The organism is Pseudoalteromonas sp. meg-B1, from assembly GCF_003173795.1.
Taxonomy (GTDB): Bacteria; Pseudomonadota; Gammaproteobacteria; order Enterobacterales; family Alteromonadaceae; genus Pseudoalteromonas; species Pseudoalteromonas undina.
In genome coordinates, this window is record NZ_QGQU01000001.1 from 1 (window position 1) to 14,075 (window position 14,075).

The following is a 14,075-nucleotide window of genomic DNA, read 5'->3' on the forward strand; positions in this document are numbered from 1 at the left end:
GTGAAACGAAACAGCGCCGATGATAGTGTAGCATTTGTTATGTGAAAGTAGGACATTACCAGGCTCCAAATAAGAGAAAGCCCGATTCGAAAGAGTCGGGCTTTTTTACGTCTGCAGGAAAGTGAAAGTATTAGCCGTCAGTCGTCAGCTATCAGCTGCACAGCGTTAACCTGACCATCGTAGCGTGGTTGAGTATCACGAAACCCATGGGCAAAATAGCGCACCGACTCTAAATACAAGAAAGCCCGACTCGAAAGAGCCGGGCTTTTTTACGTCTGTAGAAAAGTGAAAAACAAATGTAAAAGGTTAAAGGTATTAGGCTAAAGGAAGATAATTGATCAGAGCCGATTCCAGGACATACTACTGTGCTGTCGCTTCGAAGTAGCACACCGACTCCAAATGTAAGAGAAGTGCAAAGCATCCGGCTTTAGGTAAAATAAGCCCTGCTTTACGCTGACCTCCTATTAACTTCTCTTGTATGGTTATCCTCGTTATATAAAATTAATAGCTCCTTAAATAAAGCCTTATAGATTACATAACTATGTTTTACTTGAAAAAGAATTTATAAAGCCCAAAATGAAATTAAGTATTCTTATTAAATTGAGCTGTTTATGTCATTACTACTAACGCCACCTAAGTGCGAGCAATTGACCTATTTGTCAAAACAAATAAAAGGGTATGAAGAACAAGCAGTCCATGCTACCTGCGCAGACCTTTACACGCTGATGCAGCGTGCCGCGGAGGCTGTTTTTTGCTGTTGGAAAACCTTTAATGCAAAACAAACGTTAGTTATTACAGGTAATGGAAATAATGCTGGAGATGGTTATGAGGTAGCTCGGTTAATCAAACAAGCAGATCGGCATGTAGTTGTTTGCGCGATTAATCCGAATAAAGCCTTATCCGGAGATGCAGCAAAAGCACAAAAGCAATGGATTGATGCCGGTGGTGAAATTTGTAACTTTAGCGCTGATGCACTCGATGAGTGTGATGTGATAATTGATGCATTACTCGGCACTGGTCTTGAGAATACGGTACGCGATAATGTTGCTACTATTATTAAAGCGGTAAATGAAAGCACTAAACCTATACTGAGTATTGATGTGCCGTCAGGTATTAATGCAGATACAGGCTGTCCTCAAGGAACAGCCATTATGGCCACCAAAACAATGACATTAGTTGGGATAAAGCAAGGACTCACCACGGCTAAAGGAAAGCAGCATGCCGGGCAGTTGTATTTCGATGAGTTAGGTATTGGCGAGCAATTTATGAAATTAGCCACCCCTTCTGCTCAGATTATCAATATAGACAGCTTTAAACCTTTGCCTGAGCGCTCAGTGAGTAGCCATAAAGGTAGTCATGGAAAATTATTATGTATAGGAGGAAACCACGGCTCTGCAGGAGCTATTAGATTAAGTGCTGAAAGTGGATTAAGGTCTGGTGCTGGAATGGTAAAAGTGTATACCCATGAACATGCCGTTTTACCTGTGAGCATCGGGCGACCAGAGCTTATGGTAACTAGTGAACACTTGGATGATGCCCTAGCATGGTCAACGTGTGTAGTTATCGGTCCAGGTTTAGGCCAAGATGAATGGGCCCAAAAAACCTTTGATCAGGCAATCCGTTATTGCCAGCAAAACAATATCCCTACTGTTATTGATGCAGACGCCTTAAACTTATTAGCTAAGCAATCATCTTCTCATAAATTAAATAATACCGTGCTAACGCCTCATCCTGCAGAGGCTGCACGGTTATTAAACTTAACTACCTCTGAGGTTGAGTCTGATCGTTTTTATTATGCTCGACAATGTGCGATCAACTTCGCAGCGACCTCTATTTTAAAGGGCGCAGGTACGCTAATCGATAATACCGAGCATACTTGGATATGTGAAAATGGTAACCCTGGTTTGGCTGTAGGAGGAAGTGGTGATGTGCTTAGTGGTATAATAGGGGCGTTAATGGCTCAAGGATTAAATACCAGTGAGGCAGCATGCTATGGCGTTGTGTTACATGCAAAGGCGGGTGATAGAGCCTGTGAACAATCAGGGCAAAGAGGAATGTTAGCCAGTGACTTATTTGCGCATGTAAGAGCACTGATCAATCATAAATAGTAAAAGCAGCAGTGACTGGCTGTGCTAGCTAATGTCTTCGCTGCTTGTTTTGGCTACTATCTGTGAAGCTCACCAGCTCTTTCAGGCTGATAAGTAACTTCTTTGATGGTTACTGTTACTAATCCACCGCCAGGCTTTGGCCATTCAATTTGATCTCCTTGTGAAAGGCCAAGTAATGCACTACCTATAGGAGCTAAGATTGATATTTTGTCGCCAATCGAATCAATATTTTTTGGGTAAACAAGCGTTAAAGTAAACTCTTCGCCTGTAGATTCAACAACAAAGTTCACAGTTGAATTCATGGTTACCACGGTTGAGGGAACTTCGTGCGGCTCAACTATGCTGGCTCGTGCAAGTTCTGCTTCAAGTTCTTTTTCACCCGCAAAGCTGTTTGCAGGCAACGACTCCATCAGTGCATACAACCTATCTGCATCCAGCGATGAAATGATAATTTCAGGTTTTGTATTCAACTTAATATCCTTAATCATGTTAAATAAAATTTACTCTGGTATAGCTTGCAGGAACTCAGTTGCATTGGAATACACTGAGTTAATTTTATTGTTGTTTAGTGAATTTATTTTATCTCTATTGCTAAAAACCCAGCCGAAGCTGGGTTTTTATTTGAGCTAAGTGTTTAGGGGATGATTACATCATGCCGCCCATTCCACCCATGCCGCCCATGCCACCCATATCAGGTGCACCAGCTGCTTCTTCTTTAGGAATTTCAGCAACCATAGCCTCTGTAGTGATCATTAGACCAGCAATCGATCCTGCAAATTGTAATGCAGAGCGCGTTACTTTCGTTGGATCTAGGATACCCATTTCAATCATGTCGCTGTATTCGCCAGTGGCTGCATTGTAACCGTAGTTACCTTCTCCGCCTTTAACTGCGTTAATAACAACTGATGCTTCATCGCCTGCGTTTGTAACGATTTGACGAAGTGGTGCTTCCATCGCACGAAGTGCCACTTTAATACCGTGGTTTTGGTCTTCATTGTCGCCAAGTAACTCAACTAGCTTGCTAGCAGCACGTACTAATGCAACACCACCACCTGGTACTACACCTTCTTCAACCGCTGCGCGAGTTGCATGTAATGCATCTTCAACACGGTCTTTTTTCTCTTTCATTTCAATTTCAGTAGCGGCACCTACTTTGATTACAGCAACACCGCCAGCTAACTTAGCCATGCGCTCTTGTAGCTTTTCTTTATCGTAGTCTGAAGTCGCTTCTTCAATTTGTGCTTTGATTTGAGCAACACGACCGTTGATACCGTCTTCTTCACCAGCACCATCAATGATTGTTGTATCATCTTTAGTGATTACTACGCGCTTAGCTGTACCCAAGTCTTCAACTGTTGCTTTTTCAAGTTCAAGGCCGATTTCTTCAGAAATTACAGTACCGCCAGTTAATACCGCGATATCCTGTAGCATTGCTTTACGACGATCGCCAAAGCCAGGTGCTTTAACCGCTGATACTTTTACAATACCACGCATGTTATTCACTACTAGTGTCGCTAACGCTTCACCTTCAAGGTCTTCTGCGATGATTAGTAGAGGCTTGCTTGCTTTTGCAACCGCTTCTAATGTTGGTAATAATTCACGGATGTTAGATATTTTTTTATCTACAAGTAAGATAAATGGGTTATCTAATTCAACTGCGCCTTTTTCAGCGTTGTTGATGAAGTATGGAGATAAGTAACCACGGTCAAACTGCATGCCTTCTACAACATCTAGTTCGTTTTCAAGTGATTGACCTTCTTCAACCGTGATAACACCAGTATTACGGCCTACTTTTTCCATTGCATCAGCAATGATTTCACCAATCTCTTTATCAGAGTTAGCTGAAATAGTACCTACTTGTGCAATTGCTTTAGTATCAGAACATGGAACAGAAAGAGCTTTAAGTTCTGCTGTTGCAGCAATGATTGCTTTATCAATACCGCGCTTAAGATCCATTGGGTTCATACCCGCAGCAACCGCTTTAAGACCTTCGTTAACAATAGATTGAGCAAGCACGGTTGCGGTAGTGGTACCGTCACCAGCAGCATCATTTGCTTTAGACGCTACTTCTTTAACCATTTGTGCGCCCATGTTTTCAAACTTGTCTTCAAGTTCGATTTCTTTAGCTACAGATACACCATCTTTAGTGATTACTGGGGAGCCAAATGATTTGTCTAGTACAACGTTACGACCTTTAGGGCCCAATGTTACTTTTACTGCGTTTGCTAAAATGTTTACGCCAGTTAGCATTTTTGCACGTGCGTCGCCTGCAAACAGTACTTCTTTTGCTGCCATGTTTAATTTCCTCTAAATTCTTAAAATGTGTGTTAAACGAAAAGTAGGTTTAGCCTACAATGCCTAAAATATTATCTTCACGCATGATCAGGTATTCTTGACCTTCGATCTTTTCAGTTTTTTCAACATATGAGCCAAATAACACAGTGTCACCGGCTTTCACTTCTAACGCGCGAACGTCACCATTTTCTAAAACGCGACCATTACCTACGGCAACAACTTCTCCACGAGTTGATTTTTCAGCTGCAGAGCCAGTTAATACAATACCGCCAGCAGACTTGGTTTCTTCTTCTAGACGCTTGATGATTACGCGATCTTGTAAAGGACGAATGTTCATGTTTTTAGTTCTCCTAACAGTTTCTGAACAGTACAGAAAAAAGTGTATCTAATTTGCTTTCATTAATGGGGGTAGAGTGAAAAATTCCAAGAGAAAAAATGATAATTTTTTAATCTTTTCGCTCGTATTCACCATCTATAGTATTGGGACGGTTTTCATCTTGCTCATGATGCATTGATTGATGAGGTTGTGAAAATCCTGAAGTACCTGTTTGATGCATACTAGCGCCCATTCTCACCGTTGCTTGGCTGGCAAGCCCTGCGGCTAATTTATTGCGAATAGCTGGAGTAAGAAGCAGTAAGCCAAATACATCCGTCATAATGCCGGGTGTTAGTAAAAGTACGCCAGCAATAATCACACAAATACCCGTAAACAACTCTTTAGCCGGCATTTGCCCTTGAGCCATTTGCACTTGTACGTTTTGTAGTGCGCCCATTCCTTGCTGTTTCACCATTTTCGCACCCACAATCGCGGTTAGTACCACTAAAGCAATTGTTGCGAAGCCACCTATCACGTCACTAACCTGAATTAGTAAGGCAATTTCAATAATTGGGATGATGATAAACAACAAAAATAAAATTCTAAACATAAGACTCTCTAAAAAAATGACACTTATTAAGGTGCTAGTGAAATATAAGTGAGGGTTGTCGGGTCTATTTTCAAGCTAATAAGAGTAAGTAATAAACTTTAATGTTAGTAAAGTTACAGGTGGCGGGTCTAAATCAATTTACTACAAAGACCCAAAATGTAGACAGAGTTCGTGTCTACACATTATACCCGCTATCAGCTACTATGGGGCTAGACCCCCGTAAACAAGTAAAGGTTCACTATGACAACGCAATTTAAACTTATTTTTACCACTTGCAAAGATAACGATGAAGCCCGTTTATTGGCTATGGCGCTAATAGAAAAGAAACTAGCCGCTTGTGTAAATATTTTACCGGCCATGAGTTCTATTTACATATGGGAAGGTGAAGTAGCTGAAGCAACAGAAGTGAAGCTACTAATTAAAACCAAAGCTGACAAAATGAACGATGTATTTTTAACCTTAAAAGATCTTCATAGCTACGAAGTACCAGAAATACAAGTTGTTGATGTGGCAACGGGTAACTTGGCTTACTTTAATTGGATGGATGAGGTACTTCATTAATGCGCTTTATTTTATTTTTTTTATTAAGTGTTTTAATAGCGCCTGCTTGGGCAACACAAAATACCCTTGAGGATTTTCTAAAACCTACTCAGCATACATTTTTACCAGTCAATGAAGCGTTTGTATTTGATTTTGACCAGCAAGGCAGTACGTTATTTGTTGGTTGGGATATCGCTGATGACTATTATCTATATAAAGACAAAATAGAAATTATTGCCAAAGGTGCCAGCATTGATGTGCCTGAGTTGGGCTCTGGTGAAATAATTGAAGATGAGTTTTTTGGCAAAACTGAGGTGTTTTTTAATTCTATCAGCGTTATTAGCAAGTTGAGTAATATCAGTGAAGATGGCGTTGTTAAGGTGCGTTATCAAGGTTGTGCAAAAGCAGGGCTGTGTTATCCACCTGAAATCATCAGCATTCCATTAAGTGTACTAGCAAGTGAAACTAATACTAATGAAAATACAGCAGCAAGTAGTGCATTTGCGGCACTTAGCCAACCTGTAGAAAAACCTGTTACTACAGCAACACCCGAGAAAGAGCTCACCTTTACAGAGCAGTTAGCCAGCCAAAGCTTAATGGTTAATTTAGCTATATTTTTTGCTGTGGGCGTAGGTTTGGCATTTACACCTTGTGTATTTCCGATGTTTCCTATTTTATCTAGCTTAATTGCGGGTCAAAAGAACCTGTCTACTAAAAAAGCATTTGCCCTATCATTTGTTTATATTCAAGGTATGGCGGTTACCTATGCCGCATTGGGGTTAGTGGTTGCTGCATTAGGCGGCCAAGTACAAGGTTACTTACAGCACCCATATGTATTGATAAGTTTTAGCTTATTGTTTGTGTTGTTGGCTATGTCGATGTTCGGTTGGTACGAAATAAAGTTACCTAGCGGCATGATGAACAAGCTAACCCAAGTGAGTAACAACCAAAAAGGCGGTAACTACATTGGGGTATTCCTGATGGGGGTTTTATCAGGGCTTATTGCATCACCTTGTACCACTGCGCCTTTATCAGCCGCATTATTATTTGTGGCACAAAGCGGCGATTACTTAGTGGGTGGACTAACGCTTTATGTACTTAGCCTAGGAATGGGTTTACCGTTGTTACTCCTTGGTACATCGGGAGGTAAGTTATTACCGAAAGCTGGCGGATGGATGGAACAAGTTAAAACCTTATTTGGTTTTATTATGTTAGTTGTGCCACTTATTTTGTTAGAGCGAATTATCGATATCGAGATAATTTTACTATTAGCAGGTCTATTAGCTATCGCCACAGCGCTTTATTTTCATCATTGGCAAAGCGCCCAAGCACAAGGTAAATTAAAAACCTTATTGTGGGTTATTGCTGTTTTATTAGTGCTTACGGGCTTTAATTTAACCAAAAATTATTTTTGGCCAACACAAAACGTGAGCTTGCAAACAACCACGCAAAGCAATGAGTTTAAGCACGTTGCTAACTTAGCCGAGTTGAAGCAAGCAGTTTCACAAGCAAATAGTGAGGGTCGTATGGTAATGGTGGACTTATACGCTGACTGGTGTGTAGCGTGTAAAGAGTTTGAGCATTACACATTTCCTGACCCGCAAGTGCAAAGTGAGTTTAGTCATTATCAACTGATTCAAATTGACTTAACCCAAAGCGATAATGAAACAATTGAGCTAATGGAAGCATATTCAGTGTTTGGTTTACCGAGTATTTTATTCTTCAATACTCAAGGTGAAGAGTTAAGTACACAACGTGTAACTGGCTTTTTAAATGCAGATGATTTTGCTAAGCACCTAGCTGCAGTGCGTGCCAGCGCTGAATAACCATTCTTTATGGCACAACATGATTGGTAATGTTGTGCCACTATTCTCCCCTTAAGATAGTCCCCGAAATAGAGATTAGACCAGTATTTTGCTGCTATTTACTTCGAAATCACTATAATAGTTGGTTAACGTGAGAAATTGTTGCTATCTTACTTTTTTCTGCTTACTTTTTAGAGAAAAACTAGTTGGTAACCGCTTAACTCATTACTTATAGGATATATCGCGTATTATGGCTGCAAAATTAAAGATTTTAGTTATAAATGGCCCAAATTTAAACATGCTAGGAAAGCGTGAACCTGATAAGTACGGTTCGCATTCTTTAGAGCATATTGTGAGCGAGTTAAACAGCGCTGCTAATAGTTTAGGTGTGGAGTTAACGCATTTTCAAAGTAATAGTGAACAAGCGCTCATTGAACGCATTCATGATGCTTGGCAAGCGGTTGATTACATAATAATTAACCCTGCAGCATTTACGCACACAAGCGTCGCATTACGTGATGCATTGCTAAGCGTTGATATTCCGTTTTTTGAAGTGCACTTAAGTAATGTGCATGCACGTGAAACGTTTCGCCATCATTCTTATTTTTCTGATGTGGCGCAAGGCGTTATTTGTGGATTAGGTGCAATGGGTTATCACGCTGCTTTAAATGCAGCAGTGAGCCGATTGCAAAACTCAAACTAAATTTAAACTAACAAACTAATAGGCGGGCCGTTTATGGATATTCGCAAGATCAAAAAACTAATTGAATTAGTAGAAGAATCAGGTATTGCAGAACTAGAAATCACTGAAGGTGAAGAATCAGTACGTATTAACCGTAATAACATGAGTGCCGGTCCTGCGTATGCGCAATTCGCACCCCAGCAATACGCCCCAGCAGCACCTGCTCCAGCCGCGGCTGCACCATCAGCACCTGCAGCCGTAGAGTCTGAAGCACCTGCAGGCCCTACAGGTCATCAAGTTAAATCACCTATGGTAGGTTCTTTTTATGCAGCAGCTTCTCCAGAAGCACCAGCATATGTTGAAGTGGGCTCTCAGGTTAAAGTTGGCGACACGCTATGTATCGTTGAAGCAATGAAAATGATGAACCAAATTGAGTCAGATAAAGCCGGTACAGTAAAAGCTATCTTAGTAGAAAACGGCGAGCCAGTAGAATTTGATCAACCTTTATTCATCATTGAATAATAGCGCAACGTAAAAGGCCAACTCTCATGTTAGATAAAGTAGTCATTGCAAACCGAGGTGAAATTGCACTTCGTATATTGCGCGCCTGCAAAGAGCTTGGGATCAAAACGGTTGCTGTGCATTCAACGGCGGATCGCGATCTTAAGCACGTATTACTAGCAGATGAAACCATCTGTATTGGTAAACCAGCAGCAACTGAAAGTTACTTAGACATTCCACGCATTATTGCCGCAGCAGAAATTACTGATGCGGTCGCTATCCATCCTGGTTATGGTTTTCTTGCTGAAAATGCAGACTTTGCAGACCAAGTTGAGCAAAGTGGCTTTGTTTTTATCGGTCCTCGTGGCGATACTATTCGTCTAATGGGCGATAAAGTATCGGCAATCGAAGCGATGCGTAAAGCGGGTGTTCCTTGTGTACCTGGCTCTGATGGTCCGGTATCGGATGATAAAGAACGCAACATGCAAATTGCTAAGCGTATTGGTTACCCAGTAATTATTAAAGCAGCTGGCGGCGGCGGTGGCCGCGGTATGCGTGTTGTTCGCAACGAAGCTGAGTTAATCAATTCAATTTCGCTTACGCAACAAGAAGCAAAGCAGTTCTTTGGCAACAGCATGGTTTACATGGAGAAATTCCTTGAAAACCCACGTCACATTGAAGTACAAGTATTGGCCGACGGTCAAGGCAATGCGGTTCACTTAGGTGAGCGTGATTGTTCAATGCAGCGTCGTCACCAAAAAGTAGTTGAAGAAGCACCAGCACCAGGGATTACTGCAGAAGTACGTAAGTTCATTGGTGAGCGTTGTACTCGCGCATGTATTGAAATTGGTTATCGTGGTGCGGGTACGTTTGAGTTTTTATACGAGAACGGTGAATTTTACTTCATTGAAATGAATACCCGTATTCAGGTTGAGCACCCTGTAACTGAAATGGTTACCGGTGTTGATTTAATCAAAGAGCAGTTAAAAATTGCCGCTGGTCAGCCTTTGTCATTCACTCAAGAAGATGTGGTTATTCGTGGTCATGCTATTGAGTGTCGTATTAATGCTGAAGACCCAGAAACCTTTATTCCATCGCCAGGTAAGATCACCCGTTTTCACCCAGCTGGTGGTTTAGGTATTCGTTGGGACAGTCATATTTACGCTGACTACACCGTTCCTCCACATTACGATTCTATGATTGGTAAGCTGATCACTTACGGTGAAAACCGTGATGTCGCTATCGCCCGAGCACGTAATGCGCTTAATGAACTCGTTATCGATGGTATTAAAACCAATACGCCACTGCATAAACGTATTCTTGCAGATGAAAACTTCAAAAATGGTGGTACAAATATCCACTACCTTGAGAAGAAATTAGGACTGTAAAGTCCATGCTAATTAAAAACCGGCTTAAGCCGGTTTTTTTATCTTTAAAAAAGAGGCAGTATCACCTTAAATAAATAATCTGGTATGATTAACAAATATGCGCTTTTCGTAAATTTTGAGGTAATCATGTCGTGTAGTTTTAATTTTCATTTAGTCGATGAAAATGCCACTGTTGCTATGGGTAATAAATTAGCTGCCATAATAGAGCAGGGCGCAGTTATTTATTTGCATGGTGACTTAGGGGCCGGTAAAACGACATTTACTCGCGGTATAGTGCAAGGTTTTGGTCATACAGGTAAGGTTAAAAGTCCCACCTATACACTTGTTGAACCCTACGAGCTTGTACGTGGCAATGTTTATCATTTTGACTTATATCGATTAGGTGACCCAGAAGAGCTTGAATTTATGGGGATTCGCGATTATTTTTCAGAAACGGCAACTTGTATAGTTGAGTGGCCGGAAAAAGGCGGAGAATTTATTCCTGTTCCCGATCTAAATGCTACGCTAAGTTATGTAGGTGATGAGCGTAAAATTGTTATTAACAGTGCGAGTGAGCGTGGTGTAGCAATTGTCAAAAAACTAAATAATAGATAATAAAATAGTTAAGGCAGTGATTATCAAAATGAGTCGTGGTTTAGTTAAACTTTTTATTTACCTCATGGTTTTTACAGTGAGCTTGCCATTGTGGGCGCAAAACACTATTAATAGTGTGCGTGTCTGGCCATCACCTGATAGCACTCGGGTGGTGTTTGATCTCGATGATAAACCCGACTTCAGTTACTTTATGCTAAAAAACCCAAGTCGTTTAGTGGTTGATTTAGAAAACACTGATGAATTAAAAACATTGCCAGGTGTGCCACCAAAACACCAAATTGTTAGCAAGTTACGTTATTCAAAACCTAAAAATAAACGCAGCGTGCGTTTAGTGTTTGAATTAAATGGGCCAGTTAAACCGGTTATATTTGCACTTGCCCCCACAGGCCCTTATAAAAACAGGTTGGTGGTCGACTTATACGACAAAAGTCAATCAAAAGGGGCGGTTAGTCCGGCACAAACAGCAGCTAAAAAACGCCAGTTAAGCCAAGAACGCGACATTGTAATTGCCATTGATGCAGGTCATGGTGGTGAAGACCCAGGCTCCATTGGCCCATCAGGTACTTACGAAAAAGACATCACTTTGCAAATTGCCAAGCGTTTAGAGCGCATGATTGATGCTGAGCGCGGTATGATTTCGCGTATGGTTCGCAGTGGTGATTACTTTGTTAAACTTAATACACGAACTAATCGCGCTCGCCAGAAAAAAGCCGATTTTTTTGTCTCTATTCATGCAGATGCGTTTACCAGTCCGGGACCCAATGGTGCTTCTGTATGGGTGTTGTCGCTGCGACGCGCCAACTCAGAAATAGGTAAATGGATTGAGGATAAAGAAAAACACTCAGAGTTACTTGGCGGTGCTGCCGATGTAATTAAAGATGCTGCAAATGAAAAGTACTTAGCACAAGCCTTGCTTGATATGTCGATGGATCATTCCATGAAAACAGGGCTAAGTGTTGCAGATGAAGTGATAAAAGAATTAAAAAAAGTAGCAAAAATGCACAAAAAGGCACCGCAACATGCCAGCCTTGCAGTATTGAAGTCGCCAGATATTCCGTCTATTTTGGTTGAAACTGGGTTTATCTCTAATCCCCGTGAAGAACGACTACTAAAAAGCGCCAATCACCAAGAGCGTTTGGCGAAAGCGATGTTTACCTCAATTAAAAATTACTATTTACGCAACCCGCCTGACGACTCACTGTTTGCGTCATTAAAGTCTCAATACCCAACAAAGCACAAGGTACGTCCGGGGGAGTCACTGAGTATGTTGGCTGGTCGATATGGCGTTAGTATCAGTAAAATAAAACAGGTTAATAAGCTCAGTTCAAATACGCTATTTATTGGCCAGGAACTTGATATTCCTCAGAGTTAATTTTAAAAGCGCACAACATTTAAGGTTTTTATGAGTATTGAAATATTACCTGCGCGCTTGGCAAACCAAATTGCGGCGGGTGAAGTTGTTGAGCGTCCCGCGTCGGTGGTTAAAGAGTTAGTAGAAAATAGCCTAGATGCAGGTGCGACACGTATTCAAATAGATATTGAACGCGGTGGTCATAAGCTGATTCGAATTCGTGATAATGGTTCAGGCATTGCAAAAGAGGAGCTCACATTAGCGCTTTCTCGCCATGCTACCAGTAAACTAAAGTCGCTCGATGACTTAGAAAATATTTGCTCTTTAGGCTTTAGAGGCGAAGCTCTCGCGTCTATTAGCTCGGTATCTCGCTTAACCTTAAGTTCTAAGCCCGAACAGCAAGAGGCCGCTTGGCAAGCCTTTGCGCAAGGCAGAGATATGGCCGTAGAGGTAAAGCCTGTGGCACATCCCAGCGGTACCACAATTGAAGTAAAAGATTTATTTTTTAATACCCCAGCACGGCGCAAGTTTTTGCGTACCGAAAAAACTGAGTTTAGCCATATCGATGAGCTTATAAAGCGGATTGCACTGAGTCGCTTTGACGTATCAATTACGTTAACCCATAACGAAAAAGTGGTGCGTCAGTATCGCGCTAAAACCGAACCCGCTCAAGCGATTACACGAGTTGCCCAAGTGGCGGGTAAAGCGTTTGCTGAGCAGGGACTGCATATTCAATCAGGTGAAGCAGGGCTGCAACTACATGGCTGGGTGCTGCCGGTTGGCTCGGCTAATACTACACAGTACACCTATGTAAATAATCGGATGATGCGCGATAAACTTATTTTGCACGCTATTCGCCAAGCATTTGAAGAAGTCAGCGGTGAGCAAGAGTTACCCGGGTTTGTGATTTATATTGATATAGATCCACGTCAAGTAGATGTGAACGTACATCCTGCTAAACATGAGGTGCGCTTTCATCAAGGGCGCTTAGTACATGACTTTATTTTGCAAGCGATAAAACAAGTTGTTGTGCCCCTGCAAGCTGAGTTTTCAAGCTCCAGTGAAGCTAATGATAATAGCCCACCTGTGGCTGCATTTAATGCACACACTACTACCAGTAGTGAACCGTTTGATTACCCTAAGTCGTCATTACAGCCTAGTCGGTCATCTTCAGCGCATAGCACAACTTATAGTGGTGCAACTCAAGGTGCAGGTAATCAACAACGTGCTGAAAGTCGAAATTACCATGACGTAAATGCGTTTTATCAAGGTGTGAGTGAGCAGCAAGCACATCACTTTGATAATCCAGCACCATTTGTGCAATCAGATGAGACTCAAGTATCAGATACAGCGCTTCGTACTGTCGATATAATAACCATTGAACAGGGCGCTTGTGTGTTTAATGATGAAAACCAACTTTATTGTGCACACTTTAAATATGCGCTAGCGGATGATTGGCTTGCACAAATTAAAGAGCAAGGCAGCCTTGAGGGCAAAGCATTGTTATTACCCGTACGGGTCAATGTGTCAAAACAAGATATCGAACTGCTGGCTACGCAACAATCATGGTTTACTTTGCTTGGCTTTGAACTTTTAATTGAAAAACAATTTGTTATGGTTAAGAAGTTGCCTGTTTGCTTGTACTTACTTGACGTGAGTGCCGCAGTCGATGCCTTACTTGATGGGTGTAAAGCTCAGTTAGAAAGTATTGATCAGTGGCTCGCGTGGCAGGTAAATGTAATACCTACACGGTTCTATGCCAGTAAAGCCTTTGCAGTACAGCAAACTCGCTTACAAAATAATGCGCAAACAATTGAACGTTTACGTGAAAAAGCAGTTAAAATAGATCTAAAGTCTTATCTAGCGCAATTTAATTAGGGTATTC

The 14,075-nt window shown here is 41.5% G+C and carries 13 protein-coding genes; 9 read left to right on the forward strand and 4 right to left on the reverse strand.

From position 1 onward, the window contains the following. Positions 1-611: 611 nt before the first annotated feature. Complete coding sequence (locus tag DK924_RS00005) at positions 612-2,108, forward strand: NAD(P)H-hydrate dehydratase (protein WP_109874036.1); 1,497 nt, start codon at positions 612-614, stop codon at positions 2,106-2,108. A 56-nt stretch (positions 2,109-2,164) separates the two neighbouring features. Here DK924_RS00005 and rnk read toward each other — a convergent pair whose 3' ends face one another. The 4 genes from rnk to DK924_RS00025 form a co-directional block, all read right to left on the reverse strand. Further along, entirely contained in the window at positions 2,165-2,578 is a 414-nt protein-coding gene (gene rnk / locus DK924_RS00010; RefSeq protein ID WP_055012379.1) for a nucleoside diphosphate kinase regulator, read from the reverse strand. A gap of 175 nt (positions 2,579-2,753) precedes the next feature. Next, positions 2,754-4,403, reverse strand: coding sequence for a chaperonin GroEL (gene groL, locus DK924_RS00015; protein ID WP_054202663.1), 1,650 nt, complete (start codon positions 4,401-4,403; stop codon positions 2,754-2,756). Positions 4,404-4,452: 49 nt separating this feature from the next. Further along, positions 4,453-4,740, reverse strand: coding sequence for a co-chaperone GroES (locus DK924_RS00020; protein ID WP_008113511.1), 288 nt, complete (start codon positions 4,738-4,740; stop codon positions 4,453-4,455). Positions 4,741-4,849: 109 nt separating this feature from the next. Next, positions 4,850-5,329, reverse strand: coding sequence for an FxsA family protein (locus DK924_RS00025; RefSeq protein ID WP_109874037.1), 480 nt, complete (start codon positions 5,327-5,329; stop codon positions 4,850-4,852). Between the two features lie 240 nt (positions 5,330-5,569). Between DK924_RS00025 and cutA the strand changes: the two genes are divergently transcribed. The 8 genes from cutA to mutL all read left to right on the forward strand — a co-directional run bounded on the left by cutA (position 5,570) and on the right by mutL (position 14,068). Beyond that, on the forward strand, positions 5,570-5,890 hold the full coding sequence (gene cutA / locus DK924_RS00030; protein ID WP_010391672.1) for a divalent-cation tolerance protein CutA: 321 nt from the start codon (positions 5,570-5,572) through the stop codon (positions 5,888-5,890). Beyond that, positions 5,890-7,695 (forward strand): protein-disulfide reductase DsbD, encoded by a 1,806-nt coding sequence (locus DK924_RS00035; RefSeq protein ID WP_109874038.1) that lies wholly within the window; start codon positions 5,890-5,892, stop codon positions 7,693-7,695. Before cutA ends, DK924_RS00035 begins: the two co-directional genes overlap by 1 nt. 229 nt (positions 7,696-7,924) lie before the next feature. Then, the gene (gene aroQ, locus DK924_RS00040; RefSeq protein ID WP_010391676.1) at positions 7,925-8,377 is read left to right on the forward strand and encodes a type II 3-dehydroquinate dehydratase; all 453 of its coding nucleotides are present in this window, start codon (positions 7,925-7,927) and stop codon (positions 8,375-8,377) included. A 33-nt stretch (positions 8,378-8,410) separates the two neighbouring features. Then, positions 8,411-8,878 carry an acetyl-CoA carboxylase biotin carboxyl carrier protein gene (gene accB / locus DK924_RS00045; protein ID WP_054202660.1) on the forward strand — a complete coding sequence of 156 codons (468 nt, stop codon included), beginning with the start codon at positions 8,411-8,413 and terminating at the stop codon, positions 8,876-8,878. Between the two features lie 26 nt (positions 8,879-8,904). After that, positions 8,905-10,245: an acetyl-CoA carboxylase biotin carboxylase subunit gene (accC, locus tag DK924_RS00050; protein WP_010391679.1), complete on the forward strand. Its 1,341-nt coding sequence runs from the start codon at positions 8,905-8,907 to the stop codon at positions 10,243-10,245. 126 nt (positions 10,246-10,371) lie between these two features. Beyond that, positions 10,372-10,839, forward strand: coding sequence for a tRNA (adenosine(37)-N6)-threonylcarbamoyltransferase complex ATPase subunit type 1 TsaE (tsaE, locus tag DK924_RS00055; protein ID WP_021033095.1), 468 nt, complete (start codon positions 10,372-10,374; stop codon positions 10,837-10,839). A 28-nt stretch (positions 10,840-10,867) separates the two neighbouring features. Then, a complete protein-coding gene (locus DK924_RS00060; RefSeq protein WP_010391681.1) occupies positions 10,868-12,211 on the forward strand; it encodes an N-acetylmuramoyl-L-alanine amidase in 1,344 nt (447 codons plus the stop codon). Positions 12,212-12,241: 30 nt separating this feature from the next. Further along, entirely contained in the window at positions 12,242-14,068 is a 1,827-nt protein-coding gene (gene mutL / locus DK924_RS00065) for a DNA mismatch repair endonuclease MutL (RefSeq protein ID WP_109874039.1), read from the forward strand. Positions 14,069-14,075 lie beyond the last annotated feature (7 nt).

Coding starts and splice junctions, on each gene's coding strand:
- DK924_RS00035 (WP_109874038.1), top strand. CDS start 5,890: ATGCGCTTTATTTTATTTTTTTTATTAAGTGTTTTAATAGCGCCTGCT.
- accC (WP_010391679.1), top strand. CDS start 8,905: ATGTTAGATAAAGTAGTCATTGCAAACCGAGGTGAAATTGCACTTCGT.
- tsaE (WP_021033095.1), top strand. CDS start 10,372: ATGTCGTGTAGTTTTAATTTTCATTTAGTCGATGAAAATGCCACTGTT.
- cutA (WP_010391672.1), top strand. CDS start 5,570: ATGACAACGCAATTTAAACTTATTTTTACCACTTGCAAAGATAACGAT.
- mutL (WP_109874039.1), top strand. CDS start 12,242: ATGAGTATTGAAATATTACCTGCGCGCTTGGCAAACCAAATTGCGGCG.
- accB (WP_054202660.1), top strand. CDS start 8,411: ATGGATATTCGCAAGATCAAAAAACTAATTGAATTAGTAGAAGAATCA.
- DK924_RS00020 (WP_008113511.1), bottom strand. CDS start 4,740: ATGAACATTCGTCCTTTACAAGATCGCGTAATCATCAAGCGTCTAGAA.
- aroQ (WP_010391676.1), top strand. CDS start 7,925: ATGGCTGCAAAATTAAAGATTTTAGTTATAAATGGCCCAAATTTAAAC.
- groL (WP_054202663.1), bottom strand. CDS start 4,403: ATGGCAGCAAAAGAAGTACTGTTTGCAGGCGACGCACGTGCAAAAATG.
- DK924_RS00025 (WP_109874037.1), bottom strand. CDS start 5,329: ATGTTTAGAATTTTATTTTTGTTGTTTATCATCATCCCAATTATTGAA.
- DK924_RS00005 (WP_109874036.1), top strand. CDS start 612: ATGTCATTACTACTAACGCCACCTAAGTGCGAGCAATTGACCTATTTG.
- DK924_RS00060 (WP_010391681.1), top strand. CDS start 10,868: ATGAGTCGTGGTTTAGTTAAACTTTTTATTTACCTCATGGTTTTTACA.